This is a genomic window from Rodentibacter pneumotropicus DSM 21403 (genome assembly GCF_000379905.1).
In the GTDB taxonomy this organism is placed as follows: domain Bacteria; phylum Pseudomonadota; class Gammaproteobacteria; order Enterobacterales; family Pasteurellaceae; genus Rodentibacter; species Rodentibacter pneumotropicus.
This window is the reverse complement of sequence record NZ_KB904056.1, coordinates 154,938-180,711: the sequence shown is the minus strand read 5'-3', so window position 1 is coordinate 180,711 and position 25,774 is coordinate 154,938. Positions and strand designations below refer to the sequence as shown.

Sequence of the window (25,774 nt, the reverse complement as noted above, 5' to 3'; positions counted from 1 at the left end):
GACGTTAGACGCGTTAAAAGCAGACGCTGACGCCGCGAAAGCCAAAGCGGATGAAGCGGTAAAAGGGTTACCGGCGGATAATGCGGCAAAAGACGAGTTACAAGGTCGCGTGGATGCAATAGACAACCGCGTACCTGACGTAACTCCAGATCAAACAGACAGCTCAAATTGGGGAGTTGATACAGATGGTTGGATAGAAAATGATTCAACTGCAGATAACCCGCCAGATACTGATCCGAGTGATGAGTCAGGAGAAGATAACACACCTCAACTTGATCCCACAGTTATCGTCACGGGACGTACTGTATTGAGTAACCCAACAAATGCTGTAATGACGAAGATTAGAGATAAAAACCCAAATGTGCCAACAACACAAATTCAGAAAGTAGGGAGCCAAGCTCAGTTTGTAACTGGAGAAGAAGATAATACTGTCGTTGTTGGTAAAGGTGATAAAGATAACATTAGTGGCAAAAACTCTATTACTAATGGTCTTATCCAGACTAATGGAGGGAGTGATAAAGTTGTGATTACGAATAATTCAATTAATACGGTGATTGATACGGGAGCAGATAACGATTCAGTGGATATTTATGGTAATCTTCGCCACACAGGTGCAACTGCGCCTGAATCAAAAATTGATACGGGGAATGGCGATGATGTGCTTACAATCCGTGGACGTATTACTGGGCTTAAAAACCAACTTATGATGGGTGATGGTGATGATACTGTCATTGTTGCTGGTGGGGCAACAGGTAATACTACTGCTCAAAATAATATGCAAACTAAAACTAACTGGAATGCTATCGATCTTGGTGAGGGCAATGACAAACTTTCAATGGGTGAGAAAGGACCAGGGAATATTCAATATACGGATATCCAAGCAGGTATTGGTGATGATGTCGTTATCTTAAAACCAAATCGTGGTAAAGGTGACTTACTCTGGGTTAATGTGGATCTTGGTGACGGTAATGATTCGATAGTTGTTGCGGCAACGGATATTCGTAATGTTTATATTAGCGGTGGAGCTGGTAACGATACGATTGATTTGAGTGCTTCTTCAACACAAACAGATGCTACTCGTAGCCGAGTTATATCCAGTAAAGTTGATGGCGGTGAGGGGAATGATCATATTATCCTTGGCAAAATTGATTATGTAGATGACTATCCTGTTGATGTTACTGGTGGGGCAGGCGATGATGTGATTACCTTTACTCAAGATTATGCTCCGTTCCTTACAAGCAATAGAATTGGGGCATCTATTTCTGGTGGTGATGGTTTTGATACGGTTGCTATCAAAGGAACGGCTATGATTAGTCTTGCTTCTGGTACAGCAGGAACTCAAAAATTACCTGAGGGTATTATCAATTTTGAATCCATAGATATGACAGCAAGTGGCGGACAGACTGTAAAACTCACTGCATCAGATGTGTTAGCAAATTCTGGTATGCTTTATATTGCTGGCGATAGTTCAGATACGGTTGATTTAGGTAACGATGGTTCATCAAGCTTAGGTGGATTCACTAAAACGGCTGAAACAACAGCTCGTATCGCTTTAGATGGTAAAGAGCATACTTATACCGCTTATTCTAACGGAGATGTTAAAGTCTATATTGATGATCAAATCACAAATATTATTTAGTATTTTCTTGATTATTAATTCATAACATAAAAGCGATACCGCGTATGCGGTATCGCTTTTATGACTTATCTCAACTTTTTTTGCCTTTTTCCTTGATTATTTCGTGTTTAACAAGGATACTATCGCAAACCAAAGTTTGGATTAAAACACTTTTAAAATTAAACAATTACTAAAATAGAGGTAACATTATGTTTTCAAAAGACGTAGAAATTACAGCCCCTAATGGTTTACATACTCGCCCTGCAGCACAATTTGTAAAAGAAGCGAAAGGTTTTGCTTCTGATATTACTGTCACATCAGCTGGGAAGAGCGCGAGTGCTAAAAGCTTGTTTAAATTGCAAACTTTGGGTTTAACACAAGGAACAGTTATTACCATCTCTGCAGAAGGTGAAGATGAACAGCAAGCTGTTGAGCACTTAGTCGCGTTAATTCCTACTTTAGAATAATTTTGAGTATAGCCATAAATCCGTTTTAAATTTGCTCCGGTAAGTGCGGTATTTTGTGGCTGTTTTTGTTTAACTCCTATTAAAATTTCGGAAGGTAAACATGATTTCAGGTATTCCTGCATCTCCCGGTGTCGTTTTTGGTAAGGCTTTAGTTCTTAAAGAAGAAAAAATCGTTCTTGACACAACAAAAATTACTGATGACCAAGTTGACGCTGAAATTGCGTGTTTTTATGAAGGCCGTAGTGCGGCTGTTGAGCAGTTAAATTCTATTAGAGATCGCGCTTTTGCTTCATTAGGTGAAGAAAAAGCGGCAATCTTTGAAGGTCATTTAATGATTCTTGAAGATGAAGAACTTGAGGAAGAAATTATTGACTATCTGCGCTCACACAAAGTGAATGCCGGTGTGGCAGCAAGTAAAATCATTGATCAACAAGTGGAAATGTTGTCTGAAATTGACGATGAATATTTGAAAGAACGTGCCGGTGATATCCGTGATATTGGTAACCGTTTAGTCAAGAATATCCTCGGTATGAATATTGTTGATTTAGGTGATATTAACGAAGAATCAATTCTTGTTGCTTACGATTTAACACCATCAGAAACAGCACAATTAAATCTAGACAAAGTGCTTGGTTTTATCACAGATATTGGTGGTCGTACCTCCCATACTTCTATTATGGCCCGTTCTTTGGAATTACCGGCAATTGTTGGAACTAACAATGTGACTGAAAAAGTGAATACCGGTGATTTTCTGATTCTTGATGCCGTAAATAACAAAGTCTATATTAATCCAGCCCAAGCCCAAATCGATGAATTAAAAGCCTTAGAAGAAAAATTAGTGGAAGAAAAAGCCGAATTGGCAAAATTAAAAGATCTTCCGGCTGTGACATTAGATGGACACAAAGTTGAAGTGGTAGCAAATATTGGAACTATTCGCGATTGTGAGGGGGCAAACCGTAATGGTGCAGAGGGCGTTGGCTTATACCGTACTGAATTCCTCTTTATGGATCGTGATCAACTCCCAACGGAAGAAGAACAATTTATTGCTTATAAAGAAGTCGTAGAGGCAATGGCGGGGCGTTTGGTTGTGCTTCGCACTATGGATATCGGCGGCGATAAAGACCTACCATATCTCGATCTTCCAAAAGAAATGAATCCGTTTTTAGGGTGGCGTGCAATTCGTATTGCACTTGATCGTCGTGAAATTCTTCATGCTCAGCTACGTGCAGTGTTGCGTGCTTCTGCGTTTGGCAAATTAGCCGTGATGTTCCCGATGATTATTTCGGTGGAAGAAATTCGTGAATTAAAATCCGTGATTGAAGCTCTGAAAGCAGAATTACGTGCAGAAGGTAAAGCTTTTGATGAAAATATTCAAATTGGTGTAATGGTAGAAACCCCGTCTGCTGCGGTAAATGCAAAATTCTTGGCGAAAGAAGTGGATTTCTTTAGTATTGGTACGAATGACTTGACGCAATATACCTTAGCGGTTGATCGCGGTAATGAATTAATTTCTCACCTTTACAACCCAATGCAACCGTCAGTACTTGGCTTAATTAAACAGGTTATTGATGCTTCTCATGCAGAAGGTAAATGGACGGGGATGTGTGGTGAATTAGCCGGTGATGAACGTGCAACCTTACTCTTATTAGGGATGGGATTGGATGAATTTAGTATGAGTGCAATTTCTGTACCTCGTATTAAGAAACTCATTCGCAGTGTGAATTTCCAAGAGGCAAAGGAACTTGCAGATACAGCATTGCAGAAGCCGACTGCTTCGGAAATTGAGCAATTAATTGAAGGATTTTTGTCAGAAAAAGCACTGAACTAGATACAAAATTAGTGTTTTAAGCTAGAATATCAACCATATTTAATGGAATAGGAGATGAAAATGGGTTTATTTGACAAATTATTCGGTTCTAAAGAGAACAAATCGGTAGAAGTTGAGATTTATGCACCACTTTCCGGTGAAATTGTAAATATCGAAGACGTACCGGATGTTGTGTTTTCTGAAAAAATTGTTGGTGATGGTATTGCCATTCGTCCAACCGGCAATAAGATTGTCGCGCCTGTTGATGGTGTTATTGGTAAGATTTTTGAAACCAACCACGCTTTTTCAATGGAATCCAAAGAAGGCGTTGAGTTATTCGTTCACTTTGGTATCGATACCGTTGAATTAAAAGGTGAAGGCTTTACTCGTGTTGCGCAAGAAGGCCAATCTGTAAAACGTGGTGATACAGTCATTGAATTCGATCTTGAATTGTTAGAAGCGAAAGCAAAATCTGTATTAACACCGGTTGTGATTTCTAATATGGATGAAATCTCAAACATTGATAAAAAAGCAGGCGAAGTCGTTGCAGGTGAATCTGTGATACTCAGTCTTAAAAAATAATTTTATATAGAATAAAAAAGTCCGCCATTGTGCGGATTTTTTGTTTAGAGGGGAAAAAATGATTTATAAATTAACCGGTGTTTTACAACATTATATTTGGGGTGGAGAGCATTATATTCCGCAATTATTAAATCTTTCAGCAGAAGAAAATCAACATTATGCCGAATGGTGGCTTGGCGCACATACTTCAGCTCCCGCTATCATTGAAGTTGATGACAAAAGTGTAGCTCTGACAGAATTTTTACAACAAAATCCGACCGCACTTGGTGATAGAAGTCGAGAAATCTTTGGTGAAGAATTACCTTATTTATTGAAGATTCTTGATGTGGCAAAGCCGCTTTCTATTCAGCTGCACCCAACGAAACAACAGGCGGAAATAGGTTTTGCAAAAGAAAATGCTGCAGGGATTGATTTAAAAGATCCGAAACGAACCTATAAAGATAATAATCACAAACCTGAAATGATGATTGCATTATCTGATTTTTGGTTGTTACATGGCTTTAAAAAGAAAGAGAAAATCCTTGCGACATTAGCGGAACGTTCTTCGCTTACACCATTGGCTGAAAAGTTATGCACGCAAGATTTGCATTCATTTTATGCGGATGTGATGCAAGCGGATCAATCCCAATTATATCAATGGCTTGCTCCAATTATTGAGCAAAATTATGAAGCCTATGCAGCCAACGAACTTGAGCTGGAAAATCCCGATTATTGGCTATTTTATTCCATGGAAGCCATGGATATTTCACTGGAAAAATTGGATGCAGGGTTAGTGTGTTTTTATCTTTTCAATATTGTTCGCATTAAAAAAGGCGAGGGAATTTATCAAGAAGCAGGGATTCCACACGCTTATTTACGTGGGCAAAATATTGAATTGATGGCATGTTCCGATAACGTTATCCGTGGTGGATTAACGCCCAAATACGTAGATATTCCGGAATTGTTGAAAGTAGTGGATTGTCGTGAAGTGGAACCACAAATTATTCCTGCAGCCCCTCATGATGTGCGTGTGTTCACTTATTCTACGCCGGCAAAAGATTTCGCCTTACAAAATATTCAATATGAATGTGGTGAAACGCATCGTCTCAAAATTCAGAGCGCAGGGATTTTAATGGTAATGAAAGGGCAGATCAATTTACGCTCGGAAACTACCGCTCTTTCCCTTAAACAGGGGGAATCTGCTTTCATTACTTCCGGTTCTTCTTATGAAATCGAAGGATTATTGGAAGGGTATGCCATCGTCGCGAAACTACCTTGAGTAATGCACCATTCTAATGAAGGATAATTGGATATTGTGATCTCCCTCACAAAATCTAATATCCTTTCTGAATGAAAGGTAAAATTCAGTTATAGTAAAGGCATCTTTTCTCTTTCGGAGGTGCTATGCCATTACCGAATCATTTCCAAGATCCTCAAATTCTTCATATTAACACCACGCCGCATCACGCTTATTTTATTCCTTTTGATTCCGTGGAAAGTGCGGTTAAAAATCAGCGAGAATTTTCTGCTTTTTTCACTTTACTTAATGGTGATTGGGATTTCGCCTATTTTGATCGCTATGTGGATTTACCAAAAGATTTTCTTCATTTCCCTTTTTCAGAAAAAATCCCCGTCCCTGCAAATTGGCAGGATCATGGTTATGATCATCATCACTATACCAACGTGAACTATCCTTTCCCCTTTGATCCACCTTATGTGCCGGTTGAAAATCCCTGTGGGCTTTATCACCGCATTTTTACTTTGTCACTGAATGAAAAGAAACGTTATTTGCTGAATTTTGAGGGGGTGGACAGCTGTTTATTTGTGTATGTGAATCGTCAATTTGTGGGTTACAGTCAAATTAGCCATTGTACTGATGAATTTGATGTGAGCGATTTTCTAAAAGATGGTGAAAACCATCTTCACGTTGTGGTATTAAAATGGTGCGATGGCAGCTATTTGGAAGATCAGGATAAATTCAGAATGTCGGGCATTTTCCGTGATGTTTATTTGTTAGAACGGGAAAGTCATTACTTACAGGATTTTTTTATTCGTACCGAACTTGCGGATGATCTAAAAAGTGCGGTCATTTCCGTGGAGGTTTCTTTTGTGGAAAAGGGGAAATCCGCACACTTTCGTGAGATCGCATGGCAACTGAGCGATCCGAAAGGTAACATTCTGCTTTCTGCGGTAACAGAAAACGGTTTCAATTTCACGTTGAATGAAATTATCTTATGGAATGCGGAAAACCCTCAACTTTACACGCTGCTATTTCGTTATGGAACAGAGGTGATTTGCCAAAAAATCGGCTTGCGTAAAATTGAAGTGAAAAATGGCGTGATGCTGTTTAACGGAGAGGCGATTAAATTTAAAGGCGTGAATCGCCATGATAGTGATCCGAGAACCGGTTATGTCATCAGTCGTGAGCAGGTTTTGCAGGATTTGCGATTAATGAAGGAGCATAATTTCAATGCTATCCGAACTGCACATTATCCCAACGCACCTTGGTTCACCGAGCTTTGTGATGAATATGGTTTTTATGTGATTGCTGAAAGCGATATTGAATCTCACGGCACCAATGCGGTATATGTGAAATCACCTGAAAGCAGTATTTTGTTAGGGGCGAAAACCTCGATTGATTACGGCGAGATTCGACAGAAAACCATTGATAATTATTGTTATATGGCACGTAGCCCCGAATTTAACGCCGCAATTTTAGACCGTACTTATGCCAATATTGAGCGTGATAAAAATCGCTCTTCCGTGGTGATATGGTCACTCGGCAATGAAAGTGGCTATGGAGAGAATTTTGAGCAAGCGGCAGCTTGGGTAAAACAGCGTGATCCCAGCCGATTAGTGCATTATGAAAATGCGATTTTCCAACATTCTGCTCATCAAAATGATCTAAGCAATCTTGATTTTCACAGCGAAATGTACACCAGTACTGAGGAATTGGATGCCTATTTTGCAGATTCTCATAATATGAAACCTTATTTATTCTGCGAATATTTACACGCAATGGGAAATTCTTGTGGCGATGCAGAAGATTATTTTCAAGCAATGGAACGTCACAGGGGAGCAGCTGGAGGCTTTGTGTGGGAATGGTGTAATCATTCACCTTATTTGCCTCATTCCGAACGTATGGGGTATGGTGGGGATTTTGGCGATGTACCAAATGATGGCAATTTTTGCGCTGATGGTTTAGTGACGGCAGATTGCCAAATTCAGAGCAGTTTATTAGAGCTAAAAAATGTACAGCGTCCGATTCGAGCCTTTTTAGATGAAGGTAAGGTACGGCTAAAAAATTATTTGGATTTTACCGATACGGAAGAATTGATCGCTATTCACTACCAAATCACCGAAAATTTGCGAGTCATCAGTGAAGGCTATTTTGACGGGATAAAAATTGCACCGAAATCAACCGCACTTTTGCCTCTTGATTTACCGGAAACCGATAATGGACTCTGGCATATCACACTCACCTATTATCAAAAAATCGATCGTGGCTTAGTGGCAAAAAATCATTGTTTAGGTTTCGATCAACTTTGTTTTTCTCCCCAGAAGACGTTGCCTATTCATCAAATGAAGAAAGCAGAAAATTCTATTTCTGTTGAGGAAAATGCTCATCAGGTTCTGATTTCAGTGGGAAAATTTTGTTATGAATTTGATAAACACCGAGGAATTATCACACAAATTTCTTGCGGAGGAAGCTCTTGGCTTAATGCGCCTTTGGATTTTAATATTTGGCGGGCACCATTGGATAATGACAGCCTGATTAAAATTCATTGGTTGGCTGCTGGTTATCATCAGGCAACCACTCGAGCCTATAATTTTACAATTGTTAAGCAAGAAAGTACGGTAGAAATTCGAGCCGAATGTGGACTGAATGCGGTTTCACGCGAACGCATTTTAACCCTTGATGTGATTTATCGTATTGATGTTCAAGGCGATTTATCAATTAAAATTTATGCTAAAAAACAACCGCACTTACCGTTTTTACCTCGCTTCGGTGTTCGGTTTTTCTTAAAAGATAGCTTTCAACAAGCTGAATATATTGGCTATGGAGAAACGGAAAGTTACCTTGATAAATATCAGGCTGCACAATTTGGTTTGTATAAAACAACGCCAAAAGATAATCATGTTCCCTATTTAAAACCGCAAGAGAATGGAAGTCATATTGGTTGTCAGCATTTTACGATTAAAGGAGAGCGAGAGAGACTCTCGATCCATTGTGATAAAGCGTTTAGTTTTAACCTTTCTCCTTATACTCAAGAAGAATTAGGCGCAAAAAAACATCACGATGAACTAGAAGAAAGTGGTAGCACGATATTATGCGTGGACTATAAAATGAGCGGTATCGGCTCTAATTCCTGTGGCCCAAGTTTAAAAGAAAAATATCGCTTAAATGAAACACAATGGGATTGGGAAATGCGGTTTTCACCGTTCTAACGAAAAAGTGCGGTTGATTTCAACCGCACTTTGTATCTCTGAAGTCTGGATTATAACCAACCGAGCCCCATTAATAATTCCCACCATGCAATACCAATGGTCAAGTGAATAATTAAGCTACCAAATGCGATAATTGCACCTGCCGTCCACCAAGATTTGATGTCGTTATAGCCTGCACCAAACGCGATTGGACCCGGGCCACCGCCGTAGTGGGTGACTGAACCGCCATAAGAGTTGGCAAATAACAAACCAAGGGCGAGCAATTCAGCCGGTGCACCGGCAACGTGTCCGACAGTCGCAAACACAGGCACCATTGCCGCAACATAAGCCCCACCTGAGGCAAAGAGATAACGTACTGCTACGCTTAAAGTGAGAATCACGATTAAGGCTAGCGTGCCTTGTCCTTCAAATTGGAGAATCGCTTTTAGAGTATCTGCCAACCATTCAAAGAATTTGGCTTTTTCAAGCAAACCGGACATACCGATAATACCACCGTACCAAATTAAGGTATTCCAACCGCCTTTATTTTTTAAAATATCGTCCCAAGAAACGATACTTAATACCACACAGCATACCATGACGATTAATGCCACAATGGTTGCATTGAGGTTGAGGGCAGAGGAGAAAATCCAGCCGAATAAAGCGATAATAAATAACACAATAAGTGCTTTTTCACGGAAAGACATTGGGCCTAATTCTTCCAGACCTTTCTTCGCTATGGCTTTGTTATCCACTTCTTTCATTTCCGGCGGGGATACCCAATAGCAGATTAATGGAATGATAAATAAGCAGAGTAAACCCGGTACGGAGGCGGCTAAGAACCAATGTAACCAGTCAATATTGAAACCTAAAATCGGTGCCATTAATGAAAGGGCAAGGGCATTAGGTGCCATTGCGGTTAAGAAAATATACGAGGTTGTTTTTACCACCATATACACGTTCATCATTAAATAACGACCGGCTTTTTTCGGGCTTTTTTCCGGATCGGAACCTAATGCGACCGCCACACTATTGATAATTGGGAAAATAATACCACCTGAACGAGCAGTGTTAGAAGGGGTTGCCGGAGAAAGTAATAAATCCAAGAACATGGTAACGTAGCCCAATCGTAGGGTGGTACTTCCCATTGCACCGATCATATGGTAGGCAATACGTTTACCCAATCCGGTAATTACGAAAGCCGAGCTTAGCGTGAATGCGGTAAAAATAAGCCAAGTTGTGCCGGATTTATAGCCATTGAGAATATCGCCGGCTTTGACAAATTCTTTAGCACCCTCGGTGTTACCGATAATTGCACCTGAAACAGCGATAGCGGCGAGTAAAATGACCGGTTCACCATAAGGTTTCATTACAAGCCCTACGATTGTTGCGATATACACGCCAAGTAAACGCCATGCAATGAGGGATAATCCCTCAGGGGCAGGCAGTAAAAAGGTGATCAACGGAATAGCCGCTAAGATCACTAACTTTGCATTTTTGGATAATGCCATTTTTAGTTACCTCTAAAAAATAAAAAGAAAATCGACAGTGCTAATAAGTCAGCACTTCCGCCCGGACTTAAGTTCCTAATAATACAGGCGGAATCAAATTTCAGTAAGGCTTGTGTTAGTTTTGTTTTATCTAACACAAGAGATTGATTTTTAAGTAAATCAATCGCACTTTGCTGCACAAATTGTAACGCTTCCAATCCACCACGATGAACCACATTTGTGTCAGGATTTTTAGCCATTAAGTGCAACAAAGCAATTAACAAACGATGTTCCCAATCAAGTTGATGATACTCATCCAACAGCGGTAACAACATTTGAATTTGTTGAAAACCATTTTCCGCTTCACCGCGGGCACCGGTTAATCCGTATTCTCGGTATAAACGTACACCGGCAGTAATGGGCAGGTAGTCAGGATAGTGTTCGAGCTCTTTAGTGAGATCCTGAGCAAATTTTGCACTGAGAGAACAAATAGACTCAATACTAAAAATCAGCTCATTGGCTCTAAAGTGAGCCAATTTTGCTAATCGGCCGATTGCCACACAAATTAATCCGAAAGAAAAAATCGCACCCTTATGTGTGTTGGTGTGATGCGTTGTCTGAAACATTGTTTGTTCTGCCAATAGCCCAAGAGGTCGAATATAAGACAACACTTGGTTTTCCGGTAACGCAGCGGTTTCCATCCCTTTCAATACAAAGTCTATGAAAAAGGGCTTTAAAGCCAAAGCACTTCGTTCAAAGGTTTGTAAATTCATATCCTGATGGGCGCCGTTCGTGAGGTTATCAACCAACCCCGGTTTAGGTGATAACCGTGCTTCTTGCAACAAGGCTTGGTAAACCTTTTCACCAATTTGCTCGGCAAAATAATATGCTTGTGTACGGTGTTGCATTTCTAAAAGGATTTCATCAATGTGATGTTTGCGGCTGCGCGTGCAATTTTTTGCATTTTCACCGCATATTAAACAAGTACGGGGTGATTTGTTAAAATCCGAGCGACTTAGCAGACGCCCCTTTACATCCAACACATCTAAATCCCAAAGGCGGGCAAGGGCTGTGCTATCTTCCAGCTCAATCATAGCCCGTTTGAGTTCCACTGCATCCACGGGCAAGACAAAAAAAGCTTCGTGTCCCGAATCTAAAGCGCGAACGATTTTTTTCGATGGTATCCACTTGCGCTGAGCAAAAAGTGCGGTCAATTTTTCTAATACTTTTTCAAATACGTAATCCAATAAAGGATTTTTTTTCACCTCACCCATAGCCGTTAAAGTGACAGAAAGGAGGGGAAGTTGGTATTTCGCTAAAAGTTGTTGCTGCAATAATGCACGCTCCTCACGTGCATTCAGCAATGCCTCAAGGGAAATTCTGTTTCCTTGGATAGAAAAGATTTGAAAAAAACGCTGCAAAATTTGACCGCTCTTTTAGTGTTTCTCACGCAATAATAGGGCACATACAATGCCCCGTTCATTATTCTTTGATTTGATACACCGTATCAATAACCGAACCATCACGATAACGAACGACTGCTACCGGTTTATCGGTGAACTCAATTTCTTTTGGTTTACCGGTTAAACTGTAAGCACGTTCGCAAAGTTGTTCAATGGTGAACAATGGAATACCGGCATTGCTTAATGAAGCGATTAAATCAGGGCGTTTCGGATTGACAGCGACCCCATGATCGGTAACGAGAATATCAATATTTTCACCCGGCGTAACACAAGTAATGACGTTTTCCACCACAGTTGGAATGCGCCCGCGAACCAGTGGTGCCACAATGATCGCCACTTGGGCAGAGGCTGCCGTATCACAGTGTCCCCCTGATGCTCCACGGATGACACCGTCAGAACCGGTTAATACGTTCACATTAAATTTGGTATCAATTTCTAATGCGGAAAGGATAACCACATCTAAACGTTCTACGGAAGCCCCTTTTGAGCTGTAGTTCGCATATTGGTTGGCGGAAACTTCAATATGGTTTGGATTGCGTGAAAGGGATTCTGCAGCGACAGCATCAAAACTTTGCACATCTAATAATTTTTTGATTAAACCTGCTTCGTGTAATGCCACCATACTTGCGGTGATACCGCCTAATGCGAAATCTGCGGTTACATTTTCACGGCGCATTTTTTCTTCTAAAAAGCGGGTAACGGCTAATGCGGCACCACCGGAACCGGTTTGTAAGGAAAACCCGTCCTTAAAATAGCCGGAGGCAAAAATCACTTCGGCACATTTACGGGCAATGAGTAATTCGCGAGGGTTGGTGGTCATACGGGTTGCACCGCCACCGATTTTTTTCGGATCACCAACCGCCTCAACCTGTACGATTAAATCTACTTTATCTTGCCCAATACTGATCGGATGGTGGGGATATTCGGCGAATTCTTCGGTTAAAAGGACGACTTTATCGGCATATTCTGCATCTACACGAGCATAGCCCAATGAACCACATTTACTTTTACCGGTAAAACCGTTTGCATTACCGAATTTATCACAGCAAGGTACGCCTAAAAATGCCACATCAATATGGAGTTCACCGGATTTGACTAAGTGTACCCGTCCGCCGTGGGAGTGAATATTTACCGGTTCATCCAATAAGCCACGGGAAATTTGCTCGGCAAGCTCACCACGTAACCCGGAAGAATAGATTTTAGTCACGACACCATTTTTAATATGTTCAATAATCGGCGAATGGCTATCAATGAGCGAGCTTGACGCAAGGGTTAAATTTTTAAATCCCATTTCGGCAATTTTATTCATCACCATATTGACGACAAAATCACCGCCACGGAAAGCATGGTGGAATGAAACGGTCATCCCGTCTTTTAAGCCGGAACGTTTAATTGCTTCTTCTAAGTTGGCGCAAAGTTTGCGATCTTTTGCCGTGCGGGTAAGAGATTCTGTCTTTGGTACGGCTTGATAAATTGCTCGACCGGCGTTGTATTTTTCAATACGTTGTTCTCTTGTTGTCATTTTTTCTCTCCCTTACTCTTCACGAATTCCTGATTTAGCACGTTCTAATACTAATCGTGCGCGATCAATAATCGGCGCATCGATCATCTTACCGTTTAGTGAAACTACTCCGCTTCCCTGACGCTCTGCCTCTTCTGCGGCTTCAATGATACGTTTTGCCTGTTCCACATCTTTTTGTGTCGGCGCAAAGAGGTTGTGTAATAACTCTATTTGACGTGGGTTGATTAGGGATTTTCCATCAAAACCAAGTTGTTTGATAAGGGAGGCTTCTTGTAAGAAACCTTCTTCATTGTTTGCGTTGGAATAGACGGTATCAAAGGCTTGGATACCGGCTGCACGGGCAGCCTGAAGAATAGAGCAACGGGCAAATAATAATTCAATGCCATCTGCGGAACGTTCGGTTTTTAAGTTACGGACGTAGTCTTCCGCACCCAAGGCAATGCCGATTAAACGTTGAGACGCTGTGGCGATTTGGTTTGCTTGAGTGATGCCGAGAGGGGATTCAATTGCGGCTAGCATTTTTGTAGAGCCGATTTCGCGTCCGCACGCTTTTTCGATTTCGGTGATTTCGCGATCCATATCGATAACATCTTGTGCCGTTTCGGTTTTTGGCATACGCACCACATCGACACCGGCACGTACGACAGCATTTAGATCTAATAAGCCAAATTCAGAATCTAACGGATTTACCCGAACAACGGTTTCCATCTCTTGATAAAGGGGATGTTGTAGGGCGTGAGCGACAAGAAGGCGTGCTGTATCTTTTTCTTTTAATGCCACCGCATCTTCTAAATCAAACATAATGGAATCCGGTTTATAGATGAAGCTGTTGCTTAACATTGCCGCATTTGAGCCGGGTACGAATAACATACTTCTTCTTAATTTCATAGCAGTGTCTCCCAGTTAATGGTTTCATCTGTTGCACGCATAACGGCTGCTTTTACACGGGCTTGTAAAACGCAATCTAATGCACCTTTGTCCTCAACCACAACAAGGGCTTCAGAGACACCGAGTTTTGCTAAGGTGGCGAGAACGGTTCGCTCAATCGCTTCACCAAATTGCTTTCCGACAGAACTGTTAATTTCAACACTTAATGAATTTGCAGGTTCTATGCGAATTAATGCATCACTAGATTCTAGCGTCCCCGCTACTGCAGATTTATTAATCTTCATAGTTATTTCCTTTATTTACTCCAAAATAGGCACTCATTTTACTGGCTTTCATTGCAAGTAGCTAACTCTAAAGAGGTGTTTTTCTGATATAGATCAAAAAATAATTTCTAAGAGAAAAGTGCGGTCAATTTTCAAGGTGTTTTTAAATATTCCTCAAAACTGACCGCACTTTATATGAACAATTACGCGTTGTTTTAGATTAAGCAACGATATTGAATTGCGCTTTCATTAATGCTTCAAAATCGGTGCATCCGCCAATTGGTTTTTCATCAATGAAGATTTGTGGCACTGTTTCAACAGGTTTTCCCACTGATTTGGATAAATCTTCTTTCGTAATACCTTCAGCATGAATATCAACATAACGGTAATCGAAATCAGCAATTTCACCTTTTAATTTCTCGGCAAGATTTTTGGCTCGGACACAATAAGGACAACCTGGACGACCAAAAATAACAACAAACATAATTTTCTCCTATTCATGTTAAATTTTCGCAATTCTACTCTTTTTTTGATTAGTCACAAACCGTTTTTCAGGATTGTTATGATTGGTATAATGTATTGCTATTTTTAATTTGGAATTTTCCTATGAAATTGTTAATGCTTTGTCGTGAGCCCCGTTTGTACAGTTGTCAACGATTGAAAGAAGCCGCAATGCAATGCGGACATGAAATGGATATTTTAGATCCGAATCGCTGTATTCTAAAACTCACGGAAAATTCACCGCACTTTGACATTTATTATCAGCCAAAGGAAGGCGATACTTATCTTTTGCCCGATTATGATGCGGTGTTACCACGTTTCGGCACGACAAGTACAAAAATGGGCTGTGCCGTATTACGCCATTTCCAAGCAAAAGGCGTTTATTGTTTGAATAAGGAAAGGGCATTTTTAATTGCACGTGATAAATGGCAAAGTTTGCAAATTTTGCGAGAGCAGGGCATTGCGATACCCAATAGTCAATTATCGGGTGTTGATGCTGAACCTAAAACGACTATTCAGAAAATGGATTTGCCTTTAATTATTAAAACGTTAAATGGTTCTCAGGGGATTGGTGTGATGTTGATGGAAACATCACAAAGTGCGGTCAGTATTTTAGAAACTTTAAAACAAGCGAATGTGCCGGTATTGTTGCAAGATTTTATTGATGAAGCGAGAGGCGAGGATATTCGTTGTTTTGTGATTGGCGATAAAGTTGTGGCAAGTATGCAACGTATGGGGCGGGAAGGGGAGTTTCGTGCTAATTTCCATCGTGGAGGCTCCGCACAAAAAATTATTTTGAGCGATGAAGAAAAACAGTTGGCAGTGAACGCCACAAAAGCCTTGGGATTAGAGGTTTCGGGGGTGGATCTTATCCGTGCTAAATCAGGTTTATTGGTGTTAGAAATTAATGCAAGCCCGGGCTTGGAAATGATTGAGAAAACCAGTGGTGTGGATGTTGCATTACAGATGATTTTATATTTGGAGAAAGCGATTTCACAAAAATAAACGTCGGATAATCTATTTGCCGGTTTATTAACCTTTCAAATTCTGTTGAGGATCGTAATTAGGTGGTAATTCCGGCATCGAATTTTCTTCATCAAAGGGCTCACTTGCCGGTTGATATTGAAATTCTTGTTCATTTTGACCGCTCTTTTCTTGACCTAATAATTGTGGTTGTAATTTTACAAAGCTACTTTTCGGTGAAAGCCAAATATTGATAAAAGCTTGAGTAAATTTCGTATCAAATTCATGATCCAACACAGTGTCGTTAGCGATAAAATAGCCTTTATTTTCCAATGCCACGAAATTTAAAATGTCATTTGGCGAAAAATCAGGAAAAATTTCCTGCATTTTTTTTAACCAAGCCGTGGTGTCATCTGTATTGAACTGCTGTGCTTCCATTTCTTTTATTAAGGTGATAGCGAAGTTTTTGCCTTCAATAGGCTTTTTATATTTGATGGAAAACATCAGTGGGCTCTGATTTTCTTGGTATGAACCGGTTTCAGAAAAAAGCCCCACACTATACACGTGGAAAGGTCCCCAAGTATATTCAGCATTACCCACTAACTGCCAATGAGCGGAAAGTGCGGTTGAAAAAAAAGCCAAAATTGTCACGAAAAGATATTTAATTTTCATATTGTTCTTTCACGGTTCGATATCGCACGGATTATAACAAAAGCACCTTTAAAACCACAAATAAAAAGGCGGGAGTTACCCCGCCTTTGACCGTTATTTCATCGGTAAGTTTATTTTAAACTGCCTACCATATCTTCAGGGCGCACCCATTTGTCGAAATCTTCCGCTGAAACTAAGCCAAGATTAATGGCTTCTTCGCGTAAGGTTGTACCGTTTTTATGTGCGGTTTTAGCAATTTTCGCTGCATTTTCGTAACCGATATGGGTGTTTAGTGCGGTTACTAACATCAATGAATTTTCAAGTTGTTGTTTAATGCGTGGATAATTTGGTTCAATCCCAACTGCGCAATGTTCATCAAAGGACACGCAAGCATCACCTAATAATTGTGCAGATTGTAGGAAATTGGCAATCATCACCGGATTAAACACATTTAATTGGAAATGACCTTGTGACCCCACAAAGGCAATCGTGGTATCGTTACCGAATACTTGCGCGCAGACCATAGTCATGGCTTCACATTGGGTTGGGTTCACTTTGCCCGGCATAATAGAAGAACCGGGTTCATTTTCTGGGATTAAAATTTCACCAATACCGGAACGAGGACCGGATGCCAATAAACGAATATCGTTAGCGATTTTGAATAAACTCATGGCAAGTTGGCGTAACGCTCCGTGGGTTTCCACGATAGCATCGTGCGCCGCTAATGCTTCAAATTTGTTGTCAGCAGTAACAAACGGAAGCCCGGTGAATTTGGCGATGTAATCTGCTACTTTCACATCATAGCCTTTCGGCGTATTTAACCCTGTCCCTACTGCCGTGCCGCCAAGGGCTAATTGGCTTAAATGAGGAAGAGTATTTTTTAATGCGCGTAAGCCGAAATCTAATTGTGTGGCATAAGCAGAAAATTCTTGACCTAAAGTTAATGGTGTTGCGTCCATTAAATGGGTACGACCGATTTTCACCACATCTTTAAATGCTTCAGATTTTGCAGCGAAGGTTTTTTGTAAACGTTCAACGCAAGGAATGGTGTGCTCTACTACTTTTTTATAGGCTGCAATATGCATTGCTGTTGGGAAAGTATCATTTGAAGATTGTGATTTATTGACATCATCATTTGGGTGAATGATCGATTTTTCCCCTAATTTTCCGCCATGTAAAACGTGTGCACGATTTGCCACCACTTCATTGACATTCATATTTGATTGCGTACCGGAGCCGGTTTGCCAAATAACGAGGGGGAATTGATCATCTAATTTATTCGCCAGAATTTCATCGCAGGCTTGGGCGATTAAATCACGCTTTTCAGCGGGCAACACACCTAAATCGTGGTTTGCAAAAGCAGCGGCTTTTTTCAAATAACCAAAGGCTTCAATAATTTCAGCCGGCATTGAAGCTTCAGGCCCAATTTTAAAGTTATTGCGTGAACGTTCGGTCTGTGCTGCCCAATATTTGTCCGCAGGAACTTGAACTTCGCCCATCGTGTCTTTTTCAATACGAAATGCCATTATGATACTCCTTCTTAATAGAATAAAAAATTAAAAGTGGCTTGATTCTAACACCTAGGAATTATGAATGGAACGAGGCAGGAATGCTAAAAATCAGTTTTGTGATATAGATCATAAAAGTGCGGTCGGTTTTATTAGGATTTTTATTTTTTGAATATGTTGTGTTGAATTTCATCAATAACGATTTGTTTTTTACTTGTATAAAGCATATGAAAGGATAGAAGGACTCTTTACCCGTTTATTTTTTCTCAATTTTTCGGTAGAATTACTCGGTTTATAGTTTGGTGAATTTAAGGCAAAAAATGATGAAAAATGCACAGTTTTACATTTTGACAGAACAAAGCCCATTCACTGTTGAACAACTAGCCTGTAATTTAGCCGCATCAGCTTGGCGTTTAGGAAAACGGATTTTGATTGCTTGTGAAACGGAACAACAAGCACTGGATATCGATGAGGCACTTTGGCAACGGGATCCCAATGAATTTGTGCCGCATAATTTATCGGGCGAAGCGACTCAATATCCCACACCCATTGAGATTTCATGGCGTGGAAAACGCAATGCACAACGACGTGATTTGCTTATCAACTTGCAACAAGACATCCCTGAGTTTAGCCATAGTTTTACGCAGTTAATTGATTTTGTTCCTGTGGAAGAAACCCAAAAAGCACGAGCTCGGGATCGCTATAAACAACTCCGTATGCAAGGTTGGCAACTTTCCACCGAAAATACTTAATTTTACTAAAACCCTAAGGATCTAATATGAAACTTTCTTTGCCAATTTTTATAGGATTAAGCGTTTTAACTTTAGCCGCTTGTGATAATCAAGAAGCAAAAACACCTGAAAAAGTGACCGCACTTTCTGAAAGTAAGGTTGAGTCAATGCCTGAGAAAATGCCGGTTTCAGATGCCTCTAAAGATGAAACGGTGTCATCGGTTGTTAAAGATAAGGAAGTTAAAAATATTGCTGAGGTTGAAAAGGTCGAGCAAAAAACGGTAGAGGAAGTGAAAAACACCGTTGAAAAACCACCGGTTGCTTCTAATTTTAAGAAAGGTGAAATGGCGAAAAAAGTACGCCATTCAGAAAAACCACGTAAAACAGCAACAACTAGTAGCTATTTAAAAGAGCAAAAAGCCTTATTGAAAGTCCTCGAATCCCAATATCAGCAGGTTCGGTGTACAGCGGAAGCCGAAAAATTAGGTGAGTACAGTTTCTGCCGCCAAGAAGAACGCCGTTTATTTTTAGAAATTGAGCGAGTAAAAGGTGAGATTCGGTTGAATCAGTAATAAAAACTCTCGATATTTTAACCGCACTTTAAGAAATAAATGCAAGCAAACGATATTACTTTCTATCAACGCTTTGAAGCCGATATTCTCACAGGGCGAAAAACGATCACCATTCGAGATAAAACCGAAAGCCATTTTAAAATGGGCGATGTTTTGCGTGTTGGTCGGTTTGAGGATAATCAATATTTCTGCACGATTGAAGTATTAAGTGTTTTGCCTATTACGTTAGATGAATTAACGGAACAACACGCTAGGCAAGAAAATATGACGTTAGCGGAGTTGAAAGAAGTGATTCGAGGGATTTATCCGAATGAAGAACGCTTTTATGTGATTAAGTTTAGAATAAGAGATAAGTAATATGTATATTTTGGATGAAGGAACTAAATCATTAACAGAAATTTCAGAGACAACATTTTCTGAAAATGGACTAAAAGAAAGATATGATTTACAAGAATGGATTGATAAAAACCCTAGTATCTTAGCAAAAGGGATCGGTTCAGATGAGGAGCTTTTAATTATTCAAAAAGAATTTTCTGGATTTGATAAGACTAATGAACGATTGGATTTATTGGCATTAGATAAAAAAGGAAATTTGGTCATTATTGAAAATAAATTAGACGATACTGGTAAAGATGTTGTCTGGCAAGCTCTGAAATATGTATCTTATTGTTCGACTCTAACTAAAAGAGAGATTATTAATATCTATCAAGAGTATTTAAATAAAAAAGGCTTATCTGATAATGCTGAAGATAATATTAATGAACATTTAGGGAAAGAGGATTTTAATATTAATATAGGAAATAGTCAGAGAATTATTCTTGCTGCAAAAGAATTTAGACCAGAGGTAACTAGTACTGTTTTATGGTTAAGATCAAATAATATTGATATTCAATGTATAAAAATAGTTCCTTATAAGTGGAATAATGCTTTGATTATAGATGTAGATAAAATAATTCCAGTTCCTGAAATTGAAAAATTTACAGTTAAATTATCTTTGAAGGATGATGAAGAAAAGAAAAATACTATAACTCAAAAAATGAATTCAGAACTATATTCAAAATATTGGGCTAAGTTGTTAGAATGTGCTAAAAATCGAGGTTTCTCTTTATATGATGGGAGAAATGGCTCTCAGGGTTATTGGATATCAACTGGAGCGGGGATCGCAGATGTTCAATATAATCTTGTATTATTAAAGAATAAGATTAGAGTTGAATTATATATAGACAAAGATGATAACAAGACAATTTTTAATCTTTTACAAAAGGATAAAGAAGTTATAGAGAAGAAATTTGGTGCTGAATTAACTTGGGAACTTTTAGAGAATAAAAGGGCTTCTAGGATATCACTATCATCAAATAATAGTTTTAATCGTGATGATATGACTAATTGGGATAGGTCTATAGATTGGCATATTGAGAATATGAAAAAATTTGTAGATGCTATTAAACCATCATTAGAAAAAATTAAAAAGCAAGTTAGTAATTAAAGAGAAAGATAAATGACACAAAACCTCCAAATGGCAGACCGTTTTAATCCGTCTGCGGTAGAACAAGCCCTTTATCAACACTGGGAAGAGAAAGGGTATTTTAAACCGAATGAAAACCAGAATGTTCCAAGCTATTGTATCGCCATTCCACCGCCGAATGTGACGGGGAGTTTACATATGGGGCATGCGTTCCAGCAAACCTTGATGGATACGCTTATTCGTTTTCACCGTATGGAAGGGCATAACACCCTATGGCAAGCGGGAACAGACCACGCTGGTATCGCTACCCAAATGGTGGTGGAACGTAAAATTGCGGCGGAAGAGGGAAAAACTCGTCACGATTATGGGCGTGAAGCCTTTATCAATAAAATTTGGGATTGGAAAGCCTATTCAGGTGGTACGATTAGCCAACAAATGCGCCGTTTGGGTAACTCAATCGACTGGGATCGTGAACGCTTCACCATGGACGAAGGCTTGTCCAATGCAGTAAAAGAAGTGTTCGTTCGATTACACGAAGAAGGGCTGATTTACCGTGGCAAACGCTTGGTAAACTGGGATCCGAAACTGCGTACCGCTATTTCTGATTTGGAAGTGGAAAACCGTGACGAAAAAGGCTTTATGTACCACGTTCGCTATCCGTTTGTGGATAAATCTGAAACCTTTGGTGGAGGGGCAATGCACATTGCGACTACTCGTCCCGAAACGATTTTGGCTGACGGTTGTTTGGCGGTTCACCCTGACGATGAACGTTACAAAGATGTGATCGGTAAAATGGTACACGTCCCGATGACCGACCGTATCATTCCGGTAGTTGCCGATCCTTACCCTGATCCTGAATTTGGGACGGGTTGTGTGAAAATTACCCCCGCACACGATTTCAACGACTATGAAGTGGGCAAACGCCACGATATTGAGATCATCAATTTAATGCACCCCGATGCGACCTTAAACGACAATGCGCCGGAGCGTTATCGTGGGTTAGATCGCTTTGAGGCCCGCAAAAGAATCGTAGCGGATTTAGAAGCGGAAGGTTATTTAGAAAAAATTGAACCGCATGAATTGAAGCGTCCTTACGGAGACCGCTCCGGTGTGGTGATTGAGCCGTATTTGACCGATCAATGGTATGTGAGCGTTAAACCGCTTGCAGAAGTGGCAACAAAAGCGGTAGAAGACGGTGAAATCCAATTTGTGCCAAAACAGTACGAAAACCTTTACTTCTCTTGGATGAGGGATATCCAAGACTGGTGTATTTCACGCCAACTTTGGTGGGGGCATCGCATTCCTGCGTGGTATGACGAAGCGGGTAATATCTACGTTGCTCGTAGCGAAGAAGAAGCTCGCCAAAAACATAATCTGCCAGCGGATCTGCCTTTAACCCAAGATGAAGATGTGCTAGATACTTGGTTCTCATCGGGGCTGTGGACGTTCTCTACGCTTGGCTGGCCGGAGCAAACCAAAGAGCTGAAAATGTTCCACCCGACTGATGTATTAATCACCGGATTTGACATCATTTTCTTCTGGGTGGCTCGTATGATTATGTTCACCATGCACTTCATTAAAGATGAAAATGGCAAACCGCAAGTGCCATTCAAAACCGTCTATGTAACGGGCTTAATCCGTGATGAACAAGGACAGAAAATGTCGAAATCCAAAGGTAATGTACTCGATCCGATTGATATGATTGACGGTATTAGCCTTGAAGATTTACTTGAAAAACGCACGGGAAATATGATGCAACCGCAATTAGCGGAAAAAATTGCGAAAGCCACCCGTAAAGAGTTTGCCGACGGCATTGTGGCACATGGTACGGACGCGTTACGTTTTACTCTTGCTGCTCTCGCCAGCAATGGTCGTGATATTAACTGGGATATGAAACGCCTTGAGGGCTATCGTAATTTCTGTAATAAACTGTGGAATGCGAGCCGTTTTGTATTAACCAATGAAAAATTGGATTTAAGTGAAGGCGAAATTGAATTTTCCGTGGCGGATCGTTGGATCGAATCTTGTTTTAATCGCACAGTTGGCGATTTTCGCGAGGCATTAAGCCAATATCGTTTTGACTTAGCGGCAAATGCGATCTACGAATTTACTTGGAACCAATTCTGTGACTGGTATTTAGAATTAACGAAACCGGTGTTTGCAAACGGTACGCCGGCACAAATTCGCGCGGCAAGTCAAACTCTTATTCGAGTGTTAGAGCAATTATTGCGTTTGGCACACCCATTGATTCCGTTCATCACGGAAGAAATTTGGCAAAAGGTGAAAGGTTTTGTTGGCATTGATGCGGATAGCATTATGTTACAGCCATTCCCAACGGTGAATGAACGTGCCTTTGATTGTGAAGCTGAGCGTGAAATCAATTGGTTAAAAGAGGTGATTGTTGCGATACGTAATATTCGAGCTGAATGTAATATTGCACCAAGTAAAGGATTAGATTTATTGTTCCGTAATATGGATGTAGCAGAACAAAAAATTCTTGAAAAACAGACCGCACTTTTATGTGCAATGGCAAAATTGGGTGATGCTCGGGTACTAACGGAAGGGGAAAATGCCCCGCTTGCCGTGGCAAAACTTGTGGGCAATACGGAGCTTCTTGTGCCAATGGCAGGCTTTATCAACAAAGAAACCGAGCTTGCACGTTTAACCAAAGAGATAGAAAAATATCAAAATGAAGTAAAACGTATTGAAGGCAAACTCAGCAACGAAGCCTTCGTTTCCAAAGCACCGGAGGCAGTGATCGCCAAAGAGCGTGAAAAAATGGCTGAATATCAATCAGGGTTGGAAAAAATCCGAGAGCAGTATAAGGCGATTGAAGCGCTATAATTTTGAAAAAACGCTGACTGGTTCAGCGTTTTTTATTATTTAAAAAATGCAGTATAGGATGATTGTTCCTACTGCGACTATTTCAATCATACTAACTAATAGATATACAATTTACCTTTCGGTGCTAAAATACTTTTCCAGTAACTTTTCCAACACTTAATTAATAATAATGAAAAACTTTAAACATTTTGCTCAACGATATGTTGATTGGGTGATAAAGCTCGGACGTGTTCGGTTTTCCCTACTTGGATTATTTCTTCTAGCTGTCTTGGCTTTGGGTGCACAGACTTTACTTAGTCTCTTTATTACCAATCAAATTGATTGGATGGTTCTCGTTCGTTCAATTATATTTGGGCTTTTCACCGCGCCTTTTGTGATTTATTTTTTTACTTTGCTCGTTGAACAATTAGAGCGATCAAGATTGGCTCTGTCTAAAACAGTATTACGTTTACGAAATGAAGTATCGGAAAGAATTGTTGCTGAAAAGAAACTTTCTATTGCTCTAGAAAAATTAGAAAAGAATAATCGGGAAAAAAGTAGTTTATTGGCGACTATTAGCCATGAATTGCGAACACCGCTTAACGGTATTATTGGGTTGAGCCATATTTTGCTTGATGAACAGTTGTCAGAAAAGCAGCGTAATTATTTGAAAACAATTAATTTAAGTGCGGTCAATTTGGGGCATATTTTTAGCGATATTATTGATTTAGATAAGTTTGATACAAACCGCTTAAAATTGAACTTTGAACCTATCAATTTGAATGAATTATTAAATGATATTCAAAATTTTGCCATTTTAATGGCTGAACCTAAAAATCTTAAATTTGTTTTGGAAATTGAATCTAATTTACCTGATTTACTTTATTTAGACCGGGCGCGCTTGAGTCAAATTCTTTTAAATTTGATTGGTAATGCGGTGAAGTTTACTGAAAAAGGTACAATTAAACTTTCTATTCATGCCTTAGAAAAAGATATTTACCGTTTTAGTGTTTCTGATACCGGTAGGGGGATCGCACAGTGTGAACTGAACAATATTTTCAAAATGTATTACCGCGTGAAAGAGGATACAAATAGATCTTCCGGTAGCGGAATAGGGCTTGCAATATCAAAAAATCTTGCTTTATTAATGAAGGGGGATATTCAAGTTGAAAGTCAGCTTGGTGTAGGCTCAACATTTGATCTGACTATCTATGCGAAAGAAGCGCATCCGATTAATAATTATGAACCTATCCAACCGTTGAATTTATCCGTTTTACTGGTTGAAGATATTGAATTAAATGTTCTTGTAGCAAAAAGCGTATTAGAAAAACTCGGACATCATGTTGATGTTGCGTTGAATGGGAAAGATGCTATTAAACTTTTTGAACGCAATAGCTACGATATTATATTACTTGATATTAACTTACCCGATATGTCCGGATTCGATATAGCCTCTCATCTACGTCAAAAATATGAAGACGGCATTTATGATTTTCTTCCCCCTCTTGTAGCTTTCACCGCTAATGTGATGCAAAGTGAAGAAGAATATCAGAGTAAGGGAATGGATACGGTGTTACGTAAACCTCTTGTATTGGAAGATCTAAAACGCTGTTTTTACCATTTTTTTGGTGAAGAAAACATCGAATTTAAAGTCGTGGAAAAACAGTTAGCCCACCAATCTTTGGATCTAGAGCAGATAGAATTAGTAGTCAAAACTCAAACCGAACAAAATTTAATTCTGTTTAAACACATGATGCCTGCGTATCTTGAAGAACTTAATGATGCTTTTGAAGTTTATTCGGTGGATAATTCTGCCACTCAAAATGTTGCCAATATTGCACATAAAATTAAAGGAGCGGCAGGTTCTATCGGTTTAATAACAGTGCAGCAACTTGCAGAAAAAATACAATGTTATCAGGAAGATAGTTGGAAGGATAATATTGAAAATTGGCTTGATAAACTTAATACCCACTGGCAGACGAATGTGAAAGAATTAGAAGATTATTTAAAGTTATAGCAAAATGACCGCACTTTGCATTGAAAGTGCGGTCAT

Annotated in this window: 21 protein-coding genes; 13 read left to right on the top strand and 8 right to left on the bottom strand. The window is 39.8% G+C overall.

All coding sequences use genetic code 11. From position 1 onward, the window contains the following. The 6 genes from A3GE_RS12240 to A3GE_RS0107730 all read left to right on the top strand — a co-directional run. Window positions 1-1,639 (top strand): GA-like domain-containing protein (locus A3GE_RS12240; RefSeq protein WP_033259809.1); only part of this gene is annotated, 1,639 nt, incomplete at its 5' end. 188 nt (window positions 1,640-1,827) lie between these two features. Continuing rightward, window positions 1,828-2,085, top strand: a complete 258-nt coding sequence (gene ptsH / locus A3GE_RS0107750; protein ID WP_018356695.1) for a phosphocarrier protein Hpr — start codon at window positions 1,828-1,830, stop codon at window positions 2,083-2,085. 100 nt (window positions 2,086-2,185) lie between these two features. Next, the gene (gene ptsI, locus A3GE_RS0107745; RefSeq protein ID WP_018356694.1) at window positions 2,186-3,913 is read left to right on the top strand and encodes a phosphoenolpyruvate-protein phosphotransferase PtsI; all 1,728 of its coding nucleotides are present in this window, start codon (window positions 2,186-2,188) and stop codon (window positions 3,911-3,913) included. Window positions 3,914-3,973: 60 nt separating this feature from the next. Further along, on the top strand, window positions 3,974-4,474 hold the full coding sequence (gene crr / locus A3GE_RS0107740) for a PTS glucose transporter subunit IIA (RefSeq protein ID WP_018356693.1): 501 nt from the start codon (window positions 3,974-3,976) through the stop codon (window positions 4,472-4,474). Window positions 4,475-4,532: 58 nt separating this feature from the next. Further along, window positions 4,533-5,732, top strand: coding sequence for a mannose-6-phosphate isomerase, class I (gene manA / locus A3GE_RS0107735; protein ID WP_018356692.1), 1,200 nt, complete (start codon window positions 4,533-4,535; stop codon window positions 5,730-5,732). 125 nt (window positions 5,733-5,857) lie between these two features. Further along, window positions 5,858-8,902: a glycoside hydrolase family 2 gene (locus tag A3GE_RS0107730; protein ID WP_018356691.1), complete on the top strand. Its 3,045-nt coding sequence runs from the start codon at window positions 5,858-5,860 to the stop codon at window positions 8,900-8,902. Window positions 8,903-8,952: 50 nt separating this feature from the next. On the opposite strand, the gene A3GE_RS0107725 is transcribed toward A3GE_RS0107730, so the two are convergent. The 6 genes from A3GE_RS0107725 to A3GE_RS0107700 form a co-directional block, all read right to left on the bottom strand. After that, a complete protein-coding gene (locus A3GE_RS0107725; protein WP_018356690.1) occupies window positions 8,953-10,392 on the bottom strand; it encodes an anion permease in 1,440 nt (479 codons plus the stop codon). 2 nt (window positions 10,393-10,394) lie between these two features. Then, complete coding sequence (citG, locus tag A3GE_RS0107720; RefSeq protein ID WP_018356689.1) at window positions 10,395-11,792, bottom strand: triphosphoribosyl-dephospho-CoA synthase CitG; 1,398 nt, start codon at window positions 11,790-11,792, stop codon at window positions 10,395-10,397. 61 nt (window positions 11,793-11,853) lie between these two features. Further along, a complete protein-coding gene (gene citF, locus A3GE_RS0107715) occupies window positions 11,854-13,356 on the bottom strand; it encodes a citrate lyase subunit alpha (RefSeq protein WP_018356688.1) in 1,503 nt (500 codons plus the stop codon). A gap of 12 nt (window positions 13,357-13,368) precedes the next feature. Continuing rightward, entirely contained in the window at window positions 13,369-14,244 is an 876-nt protein-coding gene (gene citE, locus A3GE_RS0107710; RefSeq protein WP_018356687.1) for a citrate (pro-3S)-lyase subunit beta, read from the bottom strand. Beyond that, the gene (citD, locus tag A3GE_RS0107705; protein ID WP_018356686.1) at window positions 14,241-14,528 is read right to left on the bottom strand and encodes a citrate lyase acyl carrier protein; all 288 of its coding nucleotides are present in this window, start codon (window positions 14,526-14,528) and stop codon (window positions 14,241-14,243) included. Before citD ends, citE begins: the two co-directional genes overlap by 4 nt. Before the next feature lie 199 nt (window positions 14,529-14,727). Beyond that, window positions 14,728-14,991 carry a GrxA family glutaredoxin gene (locus A3GE_RS0107700; RefSeq protein ID WP_018356685.1) on the bottom strand — a complete coding sequence of 88 codons (264 nt, stop codon included), beginning with the start codon at window positions 14,989-14,991 and terminating at the stop codon, window positions 14,728-14,730. A gap of 122 nt (window positions 14,992-15,113) precedes the next feature. Here A3GE_RS0107700 and A3GE_RS0107695 point away from each other — a divergent pair, with 122 nt between their 5' ends. Then, window positions 15,114-16,013: a RimK family alpha-L-glutamate ligase gene (locus A3GE_RS0107695; RefSeq protein WP_018356684.1), complete on the top strand. Its 900-nt coding sequence runs from the start codon at window positions 15,114-15,116 to the stop codon at window positions 16,011-16,013. A 27-nt stretch (window positions 16,014-16,040) separates the two neighbouring features. Here A3GE_RS0107695 and A3GE_RS0107690 read toward each other — a convergent pair whose 3' ends face one another. Beyond that, window positions 16,041-16,643 carry a chalcone isomerase family protein gene (locus tag A3GE_RS0107690; RefSeq protein WP_018356683.1) on the bottom strand — a complete coding sequence of 201 codons (603 nt, stop codon included), beginning with the start codon at window positions 16,641-16,643 and terminating at the stop codon, window positions 16,041-16,043. Between the two features lie 110 nt (window positions 16,644-16,753). Next, window positions 16,754-18,148: a class II fumarate hydratase gene (gene fumC, locus A3GE_RS0107685; protein WP_018356682.1), complete on the bottom strand. Its 1,395-nt coding sequence runs from the start codon at window positions 18,146-18,148 to the stop codon at window positions 16,754-16,756. A gap of 302 nt (window positions 18,149-18,450) precedes the next feature. Between fumC and A3GE_RS0107675 the strand changes: the two genes are divergently transcribed. From A3GE_RS0107675 to A3GE_RS0107650, 6 genes are all read left to right on the top strand, one after another. Continuing rightward, window positions 18,451-18,882: a DNA polymerase III subunit chi gene (locus A3GE_RS0107675; RefSeq protein WP_026215440.1), complete on the top strand. Its 432-nt coding sequence runs from the start codon at window positions 18,451-18,453 to the stop codon at window positions 18,880-18,882. A gap of 26 nt (window positions 18,883-18,908) precedes the next feature. Beyond that, window positions 18,909-19,433: a hypothetical protein gene (locus A3GE_RS0107670; RefSeq protein WP_018356680.1), complete on the top strand. Its 525-nt coding sequence runs from the start codon at window positions 18,909-18,911 to the stop codon at window positions 19,431-19,433. A gap of 39 nt (window positions 19,434-19,472) precedes the next feature. Beyond that, entirely contained in the window at window positions 19,473-19,790 is a 318-nt protein-coding gene (yqfB, locus tag A3GE_RS0107665; protein ID WP_018356679.1) for a N(4)-acetylcytidine aminohydrolase, read from the top strand. 1 nt (window position 19,791) lies between these two features. Beyond that, window positions 19,792-20,919 carry a DUF4268 domain-containing protein gene (locus tag A3GE_RS0107660; RefSeq protein WP_018356678.1) on the top strand — a complete coding sequence of 376 codons (1,128 nt, stop codon included), beginning with the start codon at window positions 19,792-19,794 and terminating at the stop codon, window positions 20,917-20,919. A 12-nt stretch (window positions 20,920-20,931) separates the two neighbouring features. Next, entirely contained in the window at window positions 20,932-23,742 is a 2,811-nt protein-coding gene (locus A3GE_RS0107655; RefSeq protein WP_018356677.1) for a valine--tRNA ligase, read from the top strand. A gap of 169 nt (window positions 23,743-23,911) precedes the next feature. Beyond that, complete coding sequence (locus tag A3GE_RS0107650; protein WP_018356676.1) at window positions 23,912-25,738, top strand: ATP-binding protein; 1,827 nt, start codon at window positions 23,912-23,914, stop codon at window positions 25,736-25,738. Window positions 25,739-25,774: the final 36 nt, after the last annotated feature.